The 17,680-nt window shown below is 58.3% G+C and carries 15 protein-coding genes and 1 pseudogene; 8 read left to right on the forward strand and 8 right to left on the reverse strand.

Annotation, left to right across the window (positions count from 1 at the left end):
* The gene (ilvA, locus tag C1N60_RS00630) at window positions 1–1,545 is read left to right on the forward strand and encodes a threonine ammonia-lyase, biosynthetic (RefSeq protein ID WP_238561384.1); all 1,545 of its coding nucleotides are present in this window, start codon (window positions 1–3) and stop codon (window positions 1,543–1,545) included.
* A 1-nt stretch (window position 1,546) separates the two neighbouring features.
* Here ilvA and ilvY read toward each other — a convergent pair whose 3' ends face one another.
* Window positions 1,547–2,428 (reverse strand): HTH-type transcriptional activator IlvY, encoded by an 882-nt coding sequence (gene ilvY, locus C1N60_RS00635; RefSeq protein ID WP_021507913.1) that lies wholly within the window; start codon window positions 2,426–2,428, stop codon window positions 1,547–1,549.
* A gap of 162 nt (window positions 2,429–2,590) precedes the next feature.
* On the opposite strand from ilvY, the gene ilvC reads away from it, so the two are divergent.
* Both ilvC and C1N60_RS00645 read left to right on the forward strand, forming a co-directional pair.
* The gene (ilvC, locus tag C1N60_RS00640; RefSeq protein WP_021507912.1) at window positions 2,591–4,066 is read left to right on the forward strand and encodes a ketol-acid reductoisomerase; all 1,476 of its coding nucleotides are present in this window, start codon (window positions 2,591–2,593) and stop codon (window positions 4,064–4,066) included.
* Between the two features lie 279 nt (window positions 4,067–4,345).
* Window positions 4,346–5,499, forward strand: a pseudogene (locus C1N60_RS00645) (IS481 family transposase).
* A 157-nt stretch (window positions 5,500–5,656) separates the two neighbouring features.
* Here C1N60_RS00645 and C1N60_RS00650 read toward each other — a convergent pair.
* From C1N60_RS00650 to C1N60_RS00660, 3 genes are all read right to left on the reverse strand, one after another.
* A complete protein-coding gene (locus tag C1N60_RS00650) occupies window positions 5,657–6,991 on the reverse strand; it encodes an MFS transporter (protein WP_150361658.1) in 1,335 nt (444 codons plus the stop codon).
* 289 nt (window positions 6,992–7,280) lie between these two features.
* Window positions 7,281–8,282 (reverse strand): inner membrane protein YhjD, encoded by a 1,002-nt coding sequence (gene yhjD, locus C1N60_RS00655; protein WP_058759376.1) that lies wholly within the window; start codon window positions 8,280–8,282, stop codon window positions 7,281–7,283.
* 50 nt (window positions 8,283–8,332) lie between these two features.
* Window positions 8,333–9,232 carry a LysR family transcriptional regulator gene (locus tag C1N60_RS00660; RefSeq protein WP_031279769.1) on the reverse strand — a complete coding sequence of 300 codons (900 nt, stop codon included), beginning with the start codon at window positions 9,230–9,232 and terminating at the stop codon, window positions 8,333–8,335.
* Window positions 9,233–9,347: 115 nt separating this feature from the next.
* On the opposite strand from C1N60_RS00660, the gene C1N60_RS00665 reads away from it, so the two are divergent.
* Window positions 9,348–10,106, forward strand: coding sequence for an SDR family NAD(P)-dependent oxidoreductase (locus C1N60_RS00665; protein ID WP_150361659.1), 759 nt, complete (start codon window positions 9,348–9,350; stop codon window positions 10,104–10,106).
* A gap of 50 nt (window positions 10,107–10,156) precedes the next feature.
* Here C1N60_RS00665 and C1N60_RS00670 read toward each other — a convergent pair whose 3' ends face one another.
* Window positions 10,157–11,005 (reverse strand): PhzF family phenazine biosynthesis protein, encoded by an 849-nt coding sequence (locus C1N60_RS00670; RefSeq protein WP_058780244.1) that lies wholly within the window; start codon window positions 11,003–11,005, stop codon window positions 10,157–10,159.
* Window positions 11,006–11,119: 114 nt separating this feature from the next.
* Between C1N60_RS00670 and C1N60_RS00675 the strand changes: the two genes are divergently transcribed.
* Window positions 11,120–11,743: a glutathione S-transferase family protein gene (locus C1N60_RS00675; RefSeq protein ID WP_021507906.1), complete on the forward strand. Its 624-nt coding sequence runs from the start codon at window positions 11,120–11,122 to the stop codon at window positions 11,741–11,743.
* Here the strand turns inward: C1N60_RS00675 and C1N60_RS00680 are convergent.
* Window positions 11,710–13,200 (reverse strand): aminotransferase-like domain-containing protein, encoded by a 1,491-nt coding sequence (locus C1N60_RS00680; protein ID WP_058775178.1) that lies wholly within the window; start codon window positions 13,198–13,200, stop codon window positions 11,710–11,712. The two genes, C1N60_RS00675 and C1N60_RS00680, sit on opposite strands and share 34 nt — an antisense overlap.
* A 135-nt stretch (window positions 13,201–13,335) precedes the next feature.
* Here C1N60_RS00680 and C1N60_RS00685 point away from each other — a divergent pair, with 135 nt between their 5' ends.
* The gene (locus C1N60_RS00685) at window positions 13,336–13,923 is read left to right on the forward strand and encodes a LysE family translocator (protein ID WP_058759374.1); all 588 of its coding nucleotides are present in this window, start codon (window positions 13,336–13,338) and stop codon (window positions 13,921–13,923) included.
* Between the two features lie 277 nt (window positions 13,924–14,200).
* Here the strand turns inward: C1N60_RS00685 and C1N60_RS00690 are convergent, their stop codons facing one another.
* On the reverse strand, window positions 14,201–15,811 hold the full coding sequence (locus tag C1N60_RS00690; RefSeq protein ID WP_394521265.1) for a malate:quinone oxidoreductase: 1,611 nt from the start codon (window positions 15,809–15,811) through the stop codon (window positions 14,201–14,203).
* Window positions 15,812–16,337: 526 nt separating this feature from the next.
* A complete protein-coding gene (locus C1N60_RS00695; protein WP_262265123.1) occupies window positions 16,338–16,583 on the reverse strand; it encodes a DUF1158 domain-containing protein in 246 nt (81 codons plus the stop codon).
* Between the two features lie 285 nt (window positions 16,584–16,868).
* On the opposite strand from C1N60_RS00695, the gene mntP reads away from it, so the two are divergent.
* Window positions 16,869–17,441, forward strand: coding sequence for a manganese efflux pump MntP (gene mntP, locus C1N60_RS00700; protein ID WP_021507902.1), 573 nt, complete (start codon window positions 16,869–16,871; stop codon window positions 17,439–17,441).
* A gap of 119 nt (window positions 17,442–17,560) precedes the next feature.
* Window positions 17,561–17,638, forward strand: a complete 78-nt coding sequence (gene azuC, locus C1N60_RS00705) for a stress response protein AzuC (protein ID WP_125310475.1) — start codon at window positions 17,561–17,563, stop codon at window positions 17,636–17,638.
* Window positions 17,639–17,680 lie beyond the last annotated feature (42 nt).

The following is a 17,680-nucleotide window of genomic DNA, read 5'->3' on the forward strand; positions in this document are numbered from 1 at the left end:
ATGGCTGAGTCTCAACCGCTTTCCGCGTCGCCCAATGGCGCGGAGTATCTGCGCGCGGTGCTGCGTGCGCCTGTGTACGAAATTGCCCAGGTGACGCCGCTGCAAAAAATGGAAAAAATTTCGTCGCGTCTTGGCAACACCATTCTGGTGAAGCGCGAAGATCGCCAGCCGGTGCACAGCTTCAAGCTGCGCGGTGCCTACGCCATGATCGCCGGCCTGACGGAAGAGCAGAAAGCGCGCGGCGTGGTTACTGCTTCGGCGGGTAACCACGCGCAGGGCGTGGCGCTCTCGGCCAGCACGCTCGGCATCAAGTCACTGATTGTGATGCCAGTGGCGACGGCGGACATCAAGGTTGATGCAGTGCGCGCGTTTGGCGGTGAGGCTTACCTGTTTGGCGCCAACTTTGACGAGGCAAAAGCCAAAGCGATTGAGCTGGCGGAGCAGCAGGGTTACACCTTCGTGCCGCCGTTTGATCATCCGGCAGTGATTGCCGGACAGGGCACGCTGGCGATGGAGCTGTTGCAGCAGGATGCGCATCTCGATCGCGTGTTTGTGCCGGTAGGCGGCGGCGGCTTAGCGGCGGGTGTGGCGGTACTGATTAAACAGCTGATGCCGCAAATCAAGGTTATCGCGGTCGAGTCGCAGGACTCTGCCTGCCTGAAGGCGGCGCTTGATGCCGGCGAGCCGGTGGATTTGCCGCGCGTCGGGCTGTTTGCCGAAGGCGTGGCGGTCAAGCGTATCGGCAGCGAAACCTTCCGCCTGTGCAAAGAATACCTCGACGACATCATCACCGTGGACAGCGATGCCATCTGCGCAGCGATGAAGGATCTGTTCGAGGATGTGCGAGCGGTGGCGGAGCCTTCCGGCGCGCTGGCGCTGGCGGGCATGAAGAAGTACATCCAGCAGCACGACATCAAAGGCGAGCGGCTGGCGCACGTGCTGTCGGGCGCCAACGTCAACTTCCACGGTCTGCGCTATGTCTCCGAGCGCTGTGAGTTGGGTGAACAGCGTGAAGCGCTGCTGGCGGTCACCATTCCTGAGCAGCAGGGCAGCTTCCTGCGTTTCTGCCAGACGCTGGGCGGTCGTGCGGTAACTGAGTTCAACTACCGTTATGCCGATGCCGACAACGCCTGCATCTTTGTTGGCGTGCGTTTAACGCGCGGCCTTGAAGAGCGCAGCGAGATCATAAGCCAGCTGACTGAAGGCGGCTATCAGGTGGTGGATTTGTCAGACGATGAGATGGCGAAGCTGCACGTGCGCTACATGGTGGGCGGACGCCCGTCAAAACCGCTGCGTGAACGGCTGTTCAGCTTCGAATTCCCGGAAGCGCCGGGCGCGCTGCTGAAGTTCCTGCAGACGCTGGGCGCGCACTGGAATATTTCACTGTTCCACTATCGCAGCCACGGCACCGATTTTGGTCGCGTGCTGGCAGCGTTCGAGATCAACGACAAAGAGCCGGATTTCGACACTCACCTCAACGCACTCGGCTATGAGTGGCACGACGAGGCCAGCAATCCGGCGTTTCGCTTCTTCCTCGCCGGCTAAACTACAGCAGGTGCCAGAAAGCATTAATCAGCGGCTCCCCGAGCCGCTTTTTTTGTACGCATACGCCAAGCTCCAGCGGCGCCACCGACTCGACATTCTCCAGCGTCAGCACGCGATTGCGCACCGGTTCCGGACTGTTTTCCAGCACCACATCCGGCAGCAGCGCGATGCCGCAGCCGAGCGCCACCATCGACACAATCGCCTCATGACCTGACACCGTGGCGTAAATCTGCGGGTTAGCAATGCGGTGGCGGCGAAACCATAAATCAATACCGCGCCGCGCCGGCCCCTGATCCGGCAGGATAAAGGGAATCTGCGACCAGTCCGGCTGTTCCTGCGTCGCCTGGCTGCGCACCGGGCAGGGCAGCGCCGGGGCGATCAGCACCAGCGGGATCAAACCCAGCGGTGTAAAATCGATACTGGCGGGCAGCGACTCCGGCCGGCCGGCGATGGCCAGATCCGCTTCGCCGGACTGCACCATTTCAATGGCATCGGCGGCGTCGCCGGTGGTTAGTTTGATCTCCACCTGCGGATGCTCTGCGCGAAAGCGGTCGAGAATCGGCGGCAGATGGCTGTAGGCGGCGGTTACTGAGCAGAACAGGCGCAGCTCGCCGCTCAGCGACGGACCGTTCAGGTCCATGACATGGCGCAACTGCTGATACTGCAGCAGGGTCTGCTGGGCGAACTGACGCAGCCGCTCGCCGGCTTCGGTCAGCGTCACGGTACGGTTGTCGCGCAGGAACAGCGCGTGTCCGACATCCTCTTCCAGCCGCTGAATCTGGCGTGATAATGTCGACGGGCTGACGTGCATGGCGCGCGCGGTGCGGCCAAAGTGGCAGCTTTCCGCCAGGTGAAGAAACAGTTTCAGGTCTCGTAAATCCATGCGCGTTTTGCCCTCAGCGTGATGTTGCAAATTCTGCAATGTGACGTTGTTAATATATCAATTTAAGCAACAGATTTCCTGTCATATGATGGGGTCATTCGCGGCGCTAAATCCGGCGCCGTTACTGAACAAAAGCAAACACAACATCTGAGCGGAGTACCCATGGCTAACTACTTCAACACATTGAATCTGCGCAATCAGTTAGCGCAGTTAGGCAAATGTCGCTTCATGTCGCGCGATGAATTCGCGGATGGCGCTAGCTTCCTGAAAGGTAAGAAAGTGGTCATCGTCGGCTGCGGCGCGCAGGGCCTGAACCAGGGTCTGAACATGCGTGACTCTGGCCTTGATGTGTCTTACGCACTGCGCGCTGAAGCCATTGCTGAGAAGCGTGCGTCGTTCCGTAAAGCCACCGAAAACGGTTTTAAAGTGGGTACTTACGAAGAGCTGATCCCGCAGGCGGATCTGGTGGTTAACCTGACACCAGACAAGCAGCACTCTGCCGTTGTGCAGGCCGTTCAGCCGCTGATGAAAGACGGTGCCGCGCTGGGTTACTCTCACGGTTTCAACATCGTCGAAGTGGGCGAGACCATCCGTAAAGACATCACCGTGGTGATGGTGGCACCGAAGTGCCCGGGTACCGAAGTGCGTGAAGAGTACAAACGTGGCTTCGGCGTTCCAACGCTGATCGCTGTTCACCCGGAAAACGATCCAAAAGGCGAAGGCATGGCGATTGCCAAAGCCTGGGCTGCAGCCACCGGCGGCGACCGTGCAGGCGTGCTGGAATCGTCCTTCGTGGCAGAAGTCAAATCAGACCTGATGGGCGAGCAGACCATTCTGTGCGGTATGCTGCAGGCCGGTTCACTGCTGTGCTTCGACAAGCTGGTGGCTGAAGGTCACGACGCGGCGTACACCGAGAAACTGATTCAGTTCGGCTGGGAAACCATCACCGAATCGCTGAAGTTTGGCGGCATCACGCTGATGATGGATCGTCTGTCTAATCCGGCAAAAATCCGTGCTTACGCGCTGTCTGAGCAGCTGAAAACCATCATGGCACCGCTGTTCCAGAAGCACATGGATGACATCATCTCGGGTGAATTCTCTTCCGGTATGATGGCTGACTGGGCGAACGACGACAAAAACCTGCTGACCTGGCGTGAAGAGACCGGCAAAACCGCGTTCGAAAATGCCCCGCAGTTCGAAGGCAAAATCGACGAGCAGGAGTATTACGACAAAGGCGTGGTCATGGTCGCGATGGTGAAAGCGGGCGTTGAGCTGGCATTCGAAACCATGGTTGACGCGGGCATCATCGAAGAGTCGGCTTACTATGAATCGCTGCACGAGCTGCCGCTGATTGCCAACACCATCGCCCGTAAGCGTCTGTATGAAATGAACGTGGTAATTTCCGATACCGCAGAATACGGTAACTACCTGTTCTCCTTCGCGGCCGTTCCGCTGCTGAAAGAGTTCATGACCACGCTGCAGCCTGGCGATCTGGGCAAAGCGGTGGAAGGCACGCAGGTGGATAACGCGCAGCTGCGCGACGTGAACGAAGCGATCCGCCAGCATCCAATCGAAGCCGTTGGCCGCAAACTGCGTGGCTATATGACCGACATGAAACGCATCGCCGTCGCGGGCTAAGGCACGCGAGACACAGTTTTCAGCCCAATCAAACCCCGGCTTGCCGGGGTTTTTTTATGTCTTATGTCTGGGGGCAGAAGGGTTTTTCTCACTATTTCCCTCACCCTAGCCCTCTCCCGCTGGCGGGAGAGGGAACCGTTCGGTGCGGGCTGATGTTTCTACACTTATCTATCAACATCGCGCGGACGCTCCCTCTCCCGTCTGTACAGTCCGGGGACATCGTGAACACTTGTTCGGGGACATGGTAGACACTTACAACTAAGGCATAAGAACCCGTTTATGGAGTCGCTTATGCCCTGGGATGCGAGAGATACCATGTCATTACGTACTGAGTTTGTTCTGTTCGCCTCGCAAGACGGGGCGAACATCCGCGAGCTGTGCCGCCGCTACGGCATATCTCCCGCCACCGGCTACAAGTGGCTTCGCCGCTGGGAGGAGGAAGGACCGTCCGGCCTTCAGGACCGCTCCCGCGCGCCCCGTCACTCACCCAGCCGCTCATCTGACGACATCACTGACCTTCTGCGTATGGCGCACGAGCTTCATCAGCACTGGGGGCCCGCAAGATTAAGCGCTGGCTCGAAGACCGCGGGCACGGCATGCCGGCCTTCAGCACCGTCCACAACCTGATGGCCCGCCACGGCCTGCTGCCGGGCGCAGCGCCGGGCGTCCCGGCCACCGGCCGGTTTGAGCATGCGGCCCCGAACCGGCTCTGGCAGATGGATTTTAAGGGCCACTTTCCCTTTGGCGGCGGCCGCTGCCACCCGCTTACCCTGCTGGACGACCACTCCCGGTTCTCGCTGTGCCTGGTGCACTGCGCTGACGAACGGCGTGAGACGGTACAGGAGCAGCTGGTCAGCGTCTTTGAGCGCTACGGCCTGCCGGACCGGATGACGATGGACAACGGCTCGCCGTGGGGCGACACCACCGGCACCTGGACGGCAGTGGAGCTGTGGCTGATGCGCCACGGCATCCGGGTGGGGCACTCGCGGCCGTATCATCCGCAGACGCAGGGCAAGCTGGAGCGCTTTCACCGCAGCCTGAAGGCGGAAGTGCTGCAGGGGAAGTGGTTCGCGGACAGCGGTGAGCTGCAGCGCGCCTTCGACCACTGGCGGACGGTCTACAATCTCGAGCGCCCGCATGAGGCGCTGGAGATGGCGGTGCCGGCGTCGCGCTATCAGCCCTCATCGCGGCAGTACAGCGTCCGCGTAGCGCCACCGGAATACGACGAGGGCGTGATGGTCAGGAAGGTGGATATCAGCGGGAAGCTGAGCGTAAAAGGACTCAGCCTGAAGGCGGGAAAGGCGTTCAGGGGAGAGCGTGTCGGGCTGAAGGAGACGGGGGAAGACGGTTATTACGAGGTGTGGTGGTACAGCACAAAAGTGGGGGTGATCGACCTGAAGAAAAAGTCGATCACCATGGGTAAAGGATGTTAAAAAGTGTTCACTATGTCCCCGAACACCTGTCTGCCATGTCCCCGGACTGTACAGGGAGAGGGCCGGGGTGAGGGCCAGGGTGAGGGACACACCGCACCATCCCCACACCGCCAATAAAAAACCCGGCCGGAGCCGGGTTCTGTCAACATGCAATCAATCACACCGCTTCATACAGCGTCTGATGGCGTGTCTCTTTACAGGCGATCAGCGCGATCAGCGTCAGCACCGCCATGGAGGCCAGATAGAAGCCCACCGCCTGCAAGCCGTAGTTCGCATTCAGCCAGGTCGCAATATAAGGCGCTACCGAGGCACCAAGTATTGACGACAGGTTGTAAGAGAACGACGCACCGGTATAACGAACTTCGGTCGGGAACAGTTCTGGCAGCAGCGCGCCCATCGGGCCGAATGTCAGACCCATAATACTCAGGCCGAGCAGCAGGAAGCCCATCACCAGAATCTGCGAGCCGGAGCCGAGCAGCAGCGGGAACATCAGCGCAAAGGCGATGATCATCAGCGTAATGGTGATCATCGTTTTGCGACGGCCAAAACGGTCCGCCAGCAGGCCGGCAATCGGCACCATCACACCAAAACCGATGACCGCCACCATCAGCATCCACAGGAAGCTGTTACGCGAATAACCGAGACCAGCCGGCGCCGGCGCGGTGCCGTAGCTCATCGAATACACCGTCATAATGTAGAACAGCGTATAGGTCGCCAGCATGATAAACGTGCCAAGAATGGTCGCGGTCATATGCTTGCTCAGCAGCGTACCGATAGGGATCCGCACCTGTTTCTTCTCTTTCTGCACTTTGGCAAACACCGGGCTCTCATGCAGCGATACGCGCACATACAGGCCGATAATCACCAGCACCGCAGAAAGCACAAAAGGCACGCGCCAGCCCCAGTTCATGAACTGCTCATCGGTCAGCAGCCACGAGAGCAGCAGGAACGTGCCGTTGGCAAAGAAGAAGCCAATCGGTGCGCCCAGCTGCGGGAACGAGCCGTACAGCGCACGTTTCTTCGCCGGGGCGTTCTCGGTGGCCAGCAGCGCCGCGCCGCCCCATTCGCCGCCCAGTCCCAGGCCCTGACCAAAACGCGCCAGCGCCAGCAGCAGCGGTGCCGCCACGCCAATGGTCTGATAACCCGGCAGCAGGCCGATCAGTACGGTAGAAACGCCCATGGTCAGCAGCGAGGCAACCAGTGTCGCTTTACGGCCCACGCGGTCGCCAAAGTGACCAAACAGCGCGGAGCCAATAGGGCGCGCAACAAAGGCAATAGCGAAGGTCGCCAGCGATTGCAGTGTGGCAACCGTAGCATCACCCTGCGGGAAGAAGATATGCGGAAAAACGATTACCGCGGCGGTGGCATAGATATAAAAATCGAAGAATTCGATCGCAGTGCCAACCAGCGAGGCAACTACCACTTTACTGCGTGAGTTAACCGGTGTGCCGTCGTGTGGTTGGTCGGGTGTTTCGGAGATGGAGGCTTGCATAACTGTTTCTTAATTGTAAATGTAAACAAAGAATCTTACGCACCTGTTTTGCCGCATTCAATGACGAAAAACCGCGTCACACCGGGCTTTGGCGGCGAAAAAGAGGATAATTTCTGAGTTACGGCAATCGGCGGCGGATGGGAAGGGTAAGCGCGGCTTTTCTGGCGTGATTCTCTGCAAAAGGGCCAAATAAAAGTGACCCTTTAGCGTTTCCTGCTGGTTTTTGCTGCTTTAGTAGCCAGCAGGAAACATTTTTTGCTGTTGCGGCAAATGTAACTGAATTGTCGCGTTAGGCAGAGTGATGCGGCTGCGACATCTCGGGATCATCCTTGTATTTTGCGGTGGCGATCCACGCGGCGCAGAACAGCGTCAGACGCGCGAAAAAGTAGAAGAAGGCCATCAGCCCCAGCACCGATCCAAAGGCGGCACCGGAGGGCGACGTCGCCAGCTTCGGCAGCGTCAGCGTCATAACAAACTTGATCACCTCAAACCCAATCGCCGCCAGCAGTGTTCCGCGCAGCAGCGCTTTTTTGCGCGGCTTATGGCGCGGCAGGATCCAGAAAATCCACAGGAACAGCAGATAGTTGGCGAAGATGGAGATCGACAGCGCGATGATGGTCATCGCCGGCCGCAGCCACTCAATATCGCCCAGCCCCAGCGCATTCACGATCGCCGCCTGCGCTGCGCCGGCAATCGAGGTCAGCGACAGCGTAATCACCAGCGCCAGCATCAGACCCAGCAGCGAAACCAGGTCGCGCAGATACTTCTTCCACCACTTTTCCTGGTCATCGGGCGTGCGTTCCCATACGTCACGCGACTGGGCGCGCACCGCTTCGCGCAGGTTACCCATCCAGTTAATGCCGGAGTAGAGCGCCAGCAGCAAACCGGTCAGGCCCACGGTCGCGCGCTGCTGAATCGCGGTATTCACGGTATTTTTCAGCGTGGTGGCCAGCGTCGGGTCGCTGATGCTGTTAACGATTTTGTTGATCAACTCAGAAAGCAGGTCCTGATTGGACGCCAGCACAAAGCCGACCGCCGCAAAGGAGACCATCAAAATCGGTATCAGCGAAAGAAATGAAAAATAGGTGATAGCCGCACCAAACTGGCTGCCGAGGCGATCGTTAAAGCGCTCCAGCGCGCGCAAAAAGTGCGCCACTGCCGGGATCGCCTGAAACCAGGCGGCAAAGCGTGAGACGCGCCTGATCGAGCCATCCACCGTTTTGTTCCCGGTTTTGATATCAATCAGCGGCTTAGCTTCAGCCGCTGAGGCTTTTGTGGTTTTGTCCGTCATAGACCTTCTGCATCCTGTTCACAGCGAAAATAAAATTATAGCCTGCCCGTTCAGGTCACGTATTCCTGCAGCACCTGACTCAGCCACTCCATAAACACCCGCACGCGGCGCGCCACGTTGCGACGGTGAGGATAGAGCAGGGAAATCGGCATCGGTTTGGCCGGGAAGTGGTGCAGCACTTCGACCAGCTGGCCGGATTCCAGCAGCGGCTGCACGCCAATCGCCGGTACCTGAATAATGCCCAGCCCGGCGATACAGGCGGCGCGATAGGTTTCGGTGCTGTTTACCGTCACCACGCCGCCGGTCTGCACGTAGTGGCACTGTTTGCCATCAAAGTACTCAAAGCCCGGCGAGGGCTGCCCCAGCTGTTGGGTATAGTGCACCATGGCGTGCTGGCCGAGATCGTCCAGCCGCACCGGCATGCCGAAGCGGGAAAGGTAGCCAGGGCTGGCGCAGTTGATCAAGGCGTGCGAGCCAATTTTTCGCGCAATCAGGCCGGAATCTTTCAGTTCGCCAACGCGCAACACGCAGTCAAAGCCCTCGCGAATCACATCAACCTGGCGATCGCTGCTGCTCAGTTCAATCTCCACGCCCGGATAGTGCTGCAAAAACTCCGGCAGGCGCGGCAGGATAAAACCGGTCGCCATTGCCACCGACATATCGACGCGCAGCTTGCCGCTCAGCGTGGCAGGATCGTGCTGGAACAGGCTGTCCATATCATCCAGCATCGACAGCAAATCCAGGCAGCGATCGTAATACACCAGCCCATCCTGGGTGAGATGCACACGGCGCGTGGTACGGTGCAGCAAACGTGTGCCCATCTGGTTTTCCAGCGCCTGCAGCTGGCGGGACACGCTGCCCTTGGGTAAACCCAGACTCTCAGCCGCGCGGGTAAAACTGCCCATTTCTGCCACCCGCACAAACACCTGCATAGCGTGAATTTTATCCATGTTGTTCACCGATTGTTGTTGTTAGTGAAACAGTGCTGTGTATTCCCCTGCGTTTATAGATCAATTATTCGCGAATATCCTTAATCCGTGTTCAATTTTCCAACCGGAGCGAAACATGTCTCATAAAATTGCATTGATTACCGGCGGTAACCGCGGTCTGGGCAAGAATGGCGCGCTAAAACTGGCGGCTAAGGGCGTCGATATTCTGTTTACCTGGCGCGGTCATGCTGAAGAAGCGCAGGCGGTCGTGAAGGAGATTGAGGCGCTGGGCGCGCGTGCGGTGGCGCTGCAGCTGGATGTGGGCGACAGTAAACAGTTCGATGACTTTGCGGCGCGGGTCAAAGCAACGCTGAACGAGACCTGGCAGCGCGATAACTTTGATTATTTAGTGAACAACGCTGGCCACGGTCATTACAAGCTGTTGGCCGAAACCAGTGAAGAGGAGTTTGATGCGCTGGTGAATGTGCATTTTAAAGGGCCGTATTTCCTGACGCAGAAACTGCTGCCGCTGATCGCCGATGGTGGACGCATCCTGAACATTTCCAGCGGTCTGACGCGCATGACGCTGCCGGGTTCAGGCACTTACGCCGCCATGAAAGGGGCGATGGAAGTGCTGACGCGCTATCAGGCGAAGGAGCTGGGCGAGCGCCGCATTCGCGTCAACATTCTGGCACCGGGGGCGATTGAAACCGACTTTGGCGGCGGTCGCGTGCGCGACACCAAAGATCTGAATGCGCATATTGCTTCAGTGACCGCGCTGGGCCGCGTTGGTCTGCCGGATGACATCGGTGATGCCATCAGCGCGATCCTGAGCGACGAAACCGGCTGGATTACCGCCCAGCGTATCGAGGCCTCCGGCGGTCAGGCACTGTAAAAACATCGCGCTGCGACCGGATCGTGTTAACGAACGGAGCAGCGCCCGTTTTACACCTCAATCGTGCCATCAATCAGTGTGAGGGTTTGCCCGCCGATCCAGATTGTCTCACCGGCAAAACGCACCACAATGCGACCGGCACGCTGGATGGCGCTGCCCTGACGCGCACAGTAATCCTGCCGCTGGCCCTGCGCCGCCAGATAGCGTGCCAGACAGGCGTTGGCGCTGCCGGTGACCGGATCTTCGACCAGGCTACCGTTCTCGACCAGCAGCGCGCGCACCTCGTACTGCGCCTCTGCATCCTGCGGCAGCGGTCCAAACAGGGCGATACCGTTCACACCCGCATGCTGCTGCAGCCGCAGTAAATCGTCCGCCTGGGTGACCACCTCCAGCACCGCCTGCGCGCTGCTCATCGGAATCAACAGCCAGCGAATCCCCATATCCGCCACGGCTGGCGTCTGGCTGAGATCGAACGCGTCACTGTGCAGCGCGCTGCTCATCAGCGCATCGCTTAACGGCGTCAGGCTGGCGTCCGGCGCGGCAAAGGCCAGCGTACCGTCAGCGCCAATCTGCACCTCCACCAGGCCCACGCCGCACTCCTGCACAATCTTACCCGCTGTTTTCAGGGGCCAGCCGGCTTCCAGCAAGGCATGCGCGGTGCCAAGCGTGGGGTGTCCGGCAAACGGCAGTTCGCCGCCGGGCGTAAAGATGCGCACACGATAGTCGGCTGTGGCATCCTGTGGTGGCAGCACGAAGGTGGTTTCCGACAGATTGGTCCAGCGTGCGATGGCCGCCAGCTGTGCGTCGCTCAGACCCTGGGCATCCATGATCACCGCCAGCGGATTGCCGCTGAACGCGCCTGTGGAGAACACATCCACTTGTTTAAACGCCACCTGCATGTTTGCTCCTTTCCTCATTGAGGTTGTCTGAAATCCGGATTTACATCCTGCAGATTGCTTAAGGCGTCTAACAGGACTATGAATAGATTAACAATTCTGCCAGCGGAGTCCGCTATGTTAAAAATTCTGGGCCGTAACTCGTCAATCAACGTTCGTAAAGTGCTGTGGCTCTGTTCAGAGCTGGATATTGCCTGGGAGCACGAGCCGTGGGGCGAAGACCCGCAGTCGTTGCACTCACCGCAGTTTATGGCGCTCAATCCCAACGCCATGGTGCCGGTGATCATCGAAGATGACTTCGTGATGTGGGAGTCCAACGCGATTCTGCGCTACCTCGCCAACAGCAACGGCGGTGAATGGCTCTACCCGGATAATCCGCGCGCGCGTGCGCCGGTCGATCAGTGGATGGACTGGCAGGCCACCGAGCTCAACACCTCATGGCGCTATGCTTTTATGTCGCTGGTGCGCAATTCGCCAGCCCATCAGGATCCGCGCCTGCTGGCTGCCGCCATCAAAGGCTGGAGCCACACCATGGGTATTCTTAATCAGCAGCTGGAAAAAACCGGGCGCTACGTCGCGGGCCGAAACTTTACCCTGGCCGATATTCCGGTTGGCCTGGCGGTGAACCGCTGGTTTGAAACCCCGCTCGACCATCCGGACTTTCCTGCCGTGCAAACCTATTACGAGCGCCTGACCGAACGCGAGGGTTACACCACCTGGGGCCGCAACGGTAAGCCCTGATCCTGACCCGGCGCGATACCGGTGATTTCACAGGCCAGCGCGCCGGTGCGTTTCAGTGCCCAGGTGTAACGCTCATCAAACGGATAGCAGCAGGAGAGACGCAGCGCATGGCGATAGCGATCGCTCAGCGAATAGAGCGCGCCCGGCGTGACGCAAATCTGCTCCTGCAACAGGCGATGGAACATCTCCACCGTGTCAACCTTGCCCGGCAGCTCGACCCAAAACACAAAGCCGCCGCGCGGCAGGGTAGCGCGCGTGCCCTGCGGGAAGTGACGGGCAATGATGCCGCGCGCCGCATCCAGATTGGCGGCATAGCGACGCCGCAGCGAACGCAGATGGTGATCATAACCGCCGCTGGCGAGGAATTCGGCCAGCGTTTCGCTCAGCAGTTTTGATTCGGTCATCGACGATACCGCTTTCAGCCGCGCAATCGCCGGGTGGAAGCGGCCGGCAGCCGTCCAGCCCACGCGAAAATCGGGCGCGACGGTTTTGGTAAAGCTGGTGCAGTAAATCACCCAGCCGTCGCGGTCAAAGGCTTTGACCGGTGGCGACAGCGGCCAGTCAAACTGCAATTCGTCATACAGCCCATCTTCCAGCAGCGGAACGTGGTAAGTGTTCACTAACTTCGCGAGACGCTTTTTATTTTCCAGCGGCATCACGTAGCCCAGCGGATTCTGCGCGCCCGGCATGGCGATCAGCGCCTGAATGCGCTGCTCCTGTAGCAGCATCTCCAGCGCATCCAGCGACAGGCCGTTTTGCGGATCGGTGGGGATTTCCAGCGCCTTCAGCCCGAGTGAGGCCAGCAGCGGGAACAAAAAGAAGTAGGTCGGCGATTCAAGCCCGACGCAGTCGCCCGGCTTCGTCACCGCACGCAGCGCCAGCTGCAGCGCTTCCATGCAGCCGTGGGTCAGGGTGATGTCCGCGACAGTCAGATTCAGGCCGGTGTGCAGGCTACGGCGCGCAATCTCCTCCCGTAAGCGCTCACTACCCGGCGGAAGCGCGTAGCGACCAATGATGTCGTTATCGCGGCGAATAAGGGAGGCGGTAATGCGTCCCAGTTTCGCCGCCGGAAACAGCTCACTATCCTGCGGGCAGGCCAGCGAAATATTGGTGTAGTCGGGGTGATTCTGCGCGGCGAACACCTGCTCGATCAGTTCCAGTTTTTGCGTGCTGGGGTCATTAACGCTGGCGCTCATTGGCCTGAGCGGTCGCGTCACCGCGGGCAGCACGCCACGCACGTAGTAGCCCGACTGCGGACGGGCTTCTATCAGGCCGCGATCTTCAAGGATATGCCAGGCACTTAGCACGGTATTGATGCTGACCTGGTGCGACTGTGCCACGCGCCGGATGGCCGGTAGGCGCTTACCCGGCTTCAGCGTGCCCTGATGGATAGATTCGGCAAAACTGTCCGCCAGCTGCTGGTACAGCGTCTGGCCGGATGAGAGAGGAAGGGACACAAAAGCCTCCGCGCGCGATAGGTACAATTTAAAATTGCCTTAACTGTATCCATCACAATAGTGATTTTGTGTCTCTGTTGCCATTGTAATTTGCGCATTAGCATGGTGTTTCGTTGATTCTCAGGGAAACGCACCATGCTCGATCCATCCTTCTTTAGCTACGTTACGGTGATGTCGATTACACCGGGTCCGAACAATCTGTTACTGGCCACGTCCGGCGTCAATTTTGGCTTCCGGCGCACGCTGCCGATGCTGTTTGGCATCCTGCTCGGCTGTGCGTTACAGATGCTGCTGGCGAGCGTGGCGCTGGAGCTGCTGTTGCACTGGATGGCGTCTGTGCGGTTGCCGCTGACGGTGGTGGGATGCAGCTATTTGCTGTGGCTGTCGTGGAAAATCTTCCGCGCCGGTGCGCCGCAGCTGCGCGAACGTCCGCGTCCGATGACCCTGCTGGGCGGCGTGTGTTTCCAGGCGGTGAATCCCAAAGCCTGGCTGATGGTCACCAACGTGGCGCTGATGTACGCCAACAGCAATGGTGTGCTGGCGGTGCTGCTCGGCTTTGCCGCCCTCAACCTGCCGTGCATTTTAATCTGGGCAGCGCTGGGCGATCGGCTGCGCCATCACCTGCAGATTGCGTGGAAACGTCAGGCGTTCAATACGCTAATGGCGCTGTCGCTGGTGGCAACCACCGGCTGGATGCTGTATGACGCGCTGCTGTTGAGCTGATGCCACGGCGTTGGATGGCGCGGTAAGCAGGGGCACAATATGGGGGCTGGTCAGTTAACGAAGCCGTACGACGCACCCTGATGTAGCGGCGCGATTTATCGCGCAATGTGCAATGTATTGTGCCGCTAACAAACGCGCGCTTCCTGGTGAATAAATCCCAGGCTGAACCGTCAGGGATTGCGTCATCCAAAGGGCGACACCGTAATCAAAAAAAGAGGCCGCGATTGCGGCCTCAGTCAGGTCTGTATTTACCGGTTGAAGGGACAGGCGTCGCCGCTTACTTGCCCACCACATGGGCGGTTTCACGGCCTTCGTCGTTGGCAGCTTCCGGCGTGATGACGGGTGCGTAATCCAGCTGCAGCACGCGACTGGTTTCGGCCAGCACCTTCTCGGTCAGCGCCACGTCGCCGTTCAGCTTGCGGCCCCACGATGGGATTACCGCGCGGATTTTGGTTTGCCACTCTGGCGAGCGCATCTGCTCCGGGAACACTTTCGCCATCAGCTCCAGCATAATCGGTGCTGCGGTGGAGGCGCCTGGTGACGCGCCCAGCAGCGCAGAGATCGAGCCGTCGGCCGAGGTGACCACTTCGGTACCGAGACGCAGCACGCCGCCCTCTTTCTCATCATTTTTGATGATTTGCACGCGCTGACCGGCCGTGACCAGCTTCCAGTCTTCCTGTTTTGCCTGCGGCACATAAGCGCGCAGTGCTTCCATACGATCGTCATCGCTTTGCAGCACCTGATCGACCAGATATTTCACCAGATCGAAGCTTTTCAGCCCAACCTGCATCATCGGCAGCAGGTTACTGCTGTTCATCGCGCCGAACATATCCAGCAGCGAGCCCTGCTTGAGGAATTTGGTGGAGAAGGTCGCAAACGGGCCAAACAGCAGCACCTGCTTGCCATCCAGCACGCGGGTATCAACGTGCGGTACCGACATCGGTGGTGCGCCCACGCTGGCTTTGCCGTACACCTTCGCCATGTGCTGCGCCACCACGTCCGGGTTTTCCGTGACGAGGAACGAGCCGCCCACCGGGAAACCGGCGTAGCCTTTTACTTCCGGGATGCCGGTTTTTTGCAGCAGCGGCAGCGCCGCACCGCCGGCACCGATAAACAGCTGGCGCGCGGTCAGCACCCGCGACTCACCGCTGGCGAGGTTGTGCAGGTTTACCTGCCAGCGCCCATCGCTCAGGCGCTTGATATCGCGCACTTCCTGACGCAGACGCAGGCGGAAATGCGCTTTCTTCTCCAGCGCGGCAATCAGCTGACGCGTCACCTCACCGAAGTTGACGTCGGTGCCCATGTCGGTCCAGGTGGCGGCTACTTTCTGTTTGCGGTCGCGCCCGTTCATCACCAGCGGAATCCACTGAGCAATCTGGTCACGGTCTTCGGAATAGTTCATGCCGCGGAACAAGGTGCTTTTCTGCAGCGCCTGGAAGCGTTTGCGCAGGAAGTCCACGTTGGCCTCGCCCCAGACAAAACTCATGTGCGGCGTGCTGTGAATAAAGCTTTGTGGATTACTCAGGTTGCCTTTCTGTACGTGATACGCCCAGAACTGGCGGGAAATCTGGAAGGATTCGTTAATCGCCACCGCTTTGGCAATGTCGATGCTGCCATCCGCTCTTTCGGGCGTATAGTTCAGCTCGGCCAGCGCCGCGTGGCCGGTGCCGGCATTGTTCCAGCCGTTAGAGGATTCGACTGCGACATCATCCAGCCGCTCGACCATCTCAATCGACCAGTCTGGCTCGAGATCCTGCAGCCAGGTGCCTAAGGTAGCACTCATCACGCCTGCGCCGATCAGCAGGACATCTACGTCTTTTCGTTCCTGAAGGTGTGTGCTTTCCATGCCAGCGGCGGCTAGCGCCAGATTTACCGCAGTGTTGCTCATGAGGCGACATCTCCTCTCTGTTGCCCTGAAGCTCAACAGGTTCGCAGGCGAAACAGCCACGCTTTTTGCAAGCGCGTTGCGCTATTTCTCAAAGGTTAAGACTCAGGTTTAAGCCATAGGTGTGATAACGGTTAACTGCACGTTATGCATATGCATTCGAATATAACATTCTCGTATCGGAATTAAACGTTTGTTTATTTTTTAAATGCAGAAATGATTCAGCATAAGAATTAATCAGCCCGACGGCGCTGTCATAAGGGATTTTTATCCCCTAATCAGGCAGTTATAGTAACGTAGTTGTTGCGGCAGTGTGAGGGAAATGGAGAGGGTTGATTTCACACGGTGAGCTGGATCACAAATTAACGCATTGAAAAAGATAGGTTTTAGCGAAATTGATTTTTTATGCGGATTTTATGTTGCCTGATGTTTCGCCAGATCGTGTAAAAATAATGTTACATTTGTGTGACTTTTAATTTGGGCACCGTGTCAGGCGCCCGTCAGAAGAAAAATGCATCACGTACACCGTTCAGCGCAGCTGGAACCAGCGGCGCCAGACGAAGCGGATAATGAAAAACTCAACGGTACCCAGCAGCAAAAACCAGACGCAGAACACTATGGTGTACAGCTGATTCACATCCTGCAGATGCAGAGCCTGCTGCAGCTGTTTTGCCAGCGCCAGGCCAAACGAAGGGGCGGGCAGCAGTAGCGCCGAAAGAAAGCCCAGCAGCAGAATGCCGCCTGGGATGATCAGCGTTTCAAACGGGTTTTTCATCGCATCATTCCAAATCAGTTAGCGCGGGCATTAGCGCATAAAACCGCGGCGCGGTGCAATCCCCGCAGCAGCGCGCGCTAAGAAATTTCTTCTATTCCATCCACTTAGCTACAGAAATAGCGGCAGTTAAGAGTTATAGCCTTTGCTATACTTAAACCCATGATTTTGTTGTCTTTTTTTTAGCGGGTTAGCGTGCTAGACTGCGCGCACTTTTTCATTACTGAACCCGATATGCGGACAAAGTGCAGGCTTAATCGTCTTATTTCACCGCATTGACTGAAAACCATGACATTTATCGCAACCCTGATTCTGGCCTTTGGTATGTCGATGGACGCTTTCGCTGCAGCACTGGGCAAAGGCGCGTCGCTGTATCGTCCGGGTTTCAAAGAAGCATTACGCACAGGGCTGATTTTTGGCGTCATTGAAATGCTGACGCCGCTGGTGGGCTGGGCCATCGGGCTGGCCGCCAGCCACTACATTATGGCGTGGGATCACTGGGTGGCATTTGGTCTGCTGGGCATTCTTGGCGGACGAATGATCATGGAAGGTTTCCGTCAGACGGCCGATGAGCCGTGCGAAGCGCCGCAGCGCCACGGCTTTATGGTACTGGCGCTGACGGCGGTAGCGACCAGCCTTGATGCGCTGGCGGTGGGTGTTGGCCTCGCGTTCCTGCAGGTTAACATTGTGCTCACCGCGCTCACCATTGGTGCGGCTACCACTATCATGGCGACCACCGGAGTGCTGGTCGGCCGCTTTATCGGTCCGGTAATGGGCAAATGGGCAGAAGTGCTGGGCGGCGTGGTACTGATCAGCATTGGCTGCACCATCCTGATTGAGCACTTAGGGCTGTTCCGTTAACGTCTGGCACGATGGGGTGGGCGCGTTTTTGTGATCTGGTTCAAAAATAATTGCGTGAAAAATGCGCGGGCGTTATAATTTTCGCGTAATTCTTCAACAATTTTTGTATCAGGTGCACCATGAAACGTTTTTTCCGCTCCGTGTTTCGCTCTTATGTTGAGACCTTCAAACACGTACCGCCGGGCGCCTTAAACTAAGCGCTCCGCCAGAAACCCTCGATAATCGCGGTCAGGGATCGA

The organism is Pantoea sp. SGAir0184 (assembly GCF_043544755.1).